This window comes from Lactobacillus sp. N54.MGS-719 (genome assembly GCF_000980505.1).
GTDB classification, from domain to species: domain Bacteria; phylum Bacillota; class Bacilli; order Lactobacillales; family Lactobacillaceae; genus Lactobacillus; species Lactobacillus amylovorus.
Genome location: NZ_LARO01000084.1, coordinates 1 through 2,479, shown reverse-complemented (window position 1 = coordinate 2,479; position 2,479 = coordinate 1). Strand labels below are relative to the sequence as shown.

Sequence of the window (2,479 nt, the reverse complement as noted above, 5' to 3'; positions counted from 1 at the left end):
CAGGGACCTTCATGCAAAGCTACGGCATCCCCGAAAGAATGGCCACCGCAACCAAGCAACTTTTCAAAGACAATGACGACCTAATGTAGCAAAAAACTGATGCTCCTAGCTTTATAGCTTAGATGCATCAGTTTTTTAGTTTTAAAATCTATTTTTAATTTTACTTTTTCGCAGCAGCCTCTGCTTCAGCAGCAGTGTTTGAGGGTGTTAATTTCAAACCATTTGGATCAACTTTAACTTCACTTGCTTTTATGTATGCATTTTTAATTGGAACACGATCGGAAACATAGTCGCCATTGTTTGTTAAGCGATAAACGCTTCTATATTCACCATTCAAATGTAAACGATAGAATCGTTCAGCCTTATTTTCCTTGGCTACCCAAATGTATGATAAGCTATCAACTCTCCATGCCGAATCGTTCTTCTTAATTCTAATATTTTGAGAAGTACCATCTGCATTGTAGACTTCAACTGGTTGATCCATAGTAATTAATGATTTGTCTGTTTTGTTATAGCTCTGAACTGATAATTGCTTAGCAGCTTGAACATCATTATTATAAATCCAGTAATCCGTTCCCTTAATATGATAAATTGCTAGCTCATTATCGTCATCACCGTCTTGCCCAGTACCAGCACGTGTCCCTTGTTCTAAACGGTCTACCACAAACTTATCACCTTTTTTAACACGTTTATTAGTACGTTGGACTTGGATTTTACCTGGAACTTCTGTAAAAAGATAAGTGTATGGAGTAGTTACTGTTACAGTGGTTTCATATTTACCAACTGGTTGGGTATTATTGATTGTGGTGTTTGACGAATTATTAGAACTTGTTGAAGTATTAGTTCCGATAACTGGACCTAAGTTAGCAGTTCTAACATATTGCTTTCTTGGTCCGCCTACCTTGAAGTAGTGCTTACCATTTTTAAAGGTGTAATAGCCACCATAAGTAGTTACTATTTCGCCTTTGTATAACTTCCATTTCTTACTGCTTGCAGTCATACCGTAAGGCGTTTTTTGAGTAGAAGTACGATAAATATAAGCATTGTGGGTTACTCTACGTCTTACACCATCAATATTAGTTACTCTAACATATTGGTTTTTACCTGAAATCTTGTAATATTGGTTACCGTTAATAGTTACAGGGGTTGGATCAACACTGATTGATCCGTAAGTGTAATACTTTTGACCTGTTGAATTGCCATCTTTATCATAAGCAATTGAATTATACATAACTGTCTTTCTGACAGAATTATCTGCAGCTTGAACCGTGTGAACTTGTGAGCCGAATGAAAGCACTGGGCTTACAGCCATTAATGCTGCAACTGAAGCCAAGATAAGTTTATTCTTCTTCATTTTAATCATCTTTCTGTTAATATCTCGCTGATACTTCTATTATCTCCCCCAATTTTTAAGTCAATCAATATAGACATTAATGAAAATGAACTATAATTGTATTAACAGTTAAGATATTAATGAGGTATTAATATATGAAAAAGAATAAAACAATATTTACTGTTCTGATCGCTGTCTTTTTAGGCATCGTTTCACTGGGCATGAATTCCAGCCCAGTTAAGGCAGCCAATAATGTGAAGCTGTATTTAAACAGTAACTCCTATGTATACAACAACAAAGGCCAACGTTTACGTGGTAAAAACAATTACATCAAGAAGAATAAGGCTGTTACTGCTCCAGGGAAATTACAAAAAACAAATTCCGTGAAGAGATATTACATAATGAAAGATAATAGTTCAACAGGTGTAATGAATTCTAAAGAGAATTTATTTAATTATTTGTATTGGCTTCCATATAAAACAATTAAAAAGCAGGAATACTACAAAATAGACTATAACAGATATATCAAGTGTATAAATGTTAAATCTATTTACAGTGAAGATCTTCCCTCACCATATGCAAATAAGGCGAATGAACTGATAACTAATCAAGCAACTGTTGTAACAAAAGATCCTAAGACAATTAACCAAAAACATATTTACGCATTAAAAGAAGTTTCTAAAAATAGAGTAGTAAATGCCTATGTATTACCCAAAAATAAGAAATTAGTCGTAGATGATACTGCGGGATTTGATAATATGTATGCTGAAGCATACCATATTAAGAATACGCAATATTATATCTACGCTGGTGATATAGTTAAGAGACCTAAACATACAGTATATTCTCATCCTTACAAGTCCATCATCAATGGAGTCAAAACTTTATACTAAAAGTTATTACAATACGAAAAATCCTGCCCTAATGGACAGGATTTTATTTTTTAGCTTTTATTTATATATTTTACTTCTTTGCAGCAGCTTCTGCTTCAGCGGCTGTGTTTGATGGAGTTAATTTTACGCTTCCATCAATAAATTTAACATCGCCAGCTTTTACATAAGCATTATGACCAACATTAATTGTGCTCCAATGAACGGTTGGCGTTGTACTTGCATAAAAACTTGTGCCTACCAAGTGATAGAATAA

Annotated in this window: 2 protein-coding genes and 1 pseudogene; 1 reads left to right on the top strand and 2 read right to left on the bottom strand. The window is 34.0% G+C overall.

All coding sequences use genetic code 11. From position 1 onward, the window contains the following. Positions 1-160: 160 nt before the first annotated feature. On the bottom strand, positions 161-1,354 hold the full coding sequence (locus tag WS44_RS08985) for an SLAP domain-containing protein (RefSeq protein ID WP_046434072.1): 1,194 nt from the start codon (positions 1,352-1,354) through the stop codon (positions 161-163). Between the two features lie 134 nt (positions 1,355-1,488). Between WS44_RS08985 and WS44_RS08980 the strand changes: the two genes are divergently transcribed. Further along, complete coding sequence (locus tag WS44_RS08980; RefSeq protein WP_046434071.1) at positions 1,489-2,226, top strand: SLAP domain-containing protein; 738 nt, start codon at positions 1,489-1,491, stop codon at positions 2,224-2,226. A 70-nt stretch (positions 2,227-2,296) separates the two neighbouring features. Here WS44_RS08980 and WS44_RS08975 read toward each other — a convergent pair. After that, a pseudogene (locus WS44_RS08975) lies at positions 2,297-2,479 on the bottom strand (s-layer protein); the annotation flags it as partial.

Coding starts and splice junctions, on each gene's coding strand:
- WS44_RS08980 (WP_046434071.1), top strand. CDS start 1,489: ATGAAAAAGAATAAAACAATATTTACTGTTCTGATCGCTGTCTTTTTA.
- WS44_RS08985 (WP_046434072.1), bottom strand. CDS start 1,354: ATGAAGAAGAATAAACTTATCTTGGCTTCAGTTGCAGCATTAATGGCT.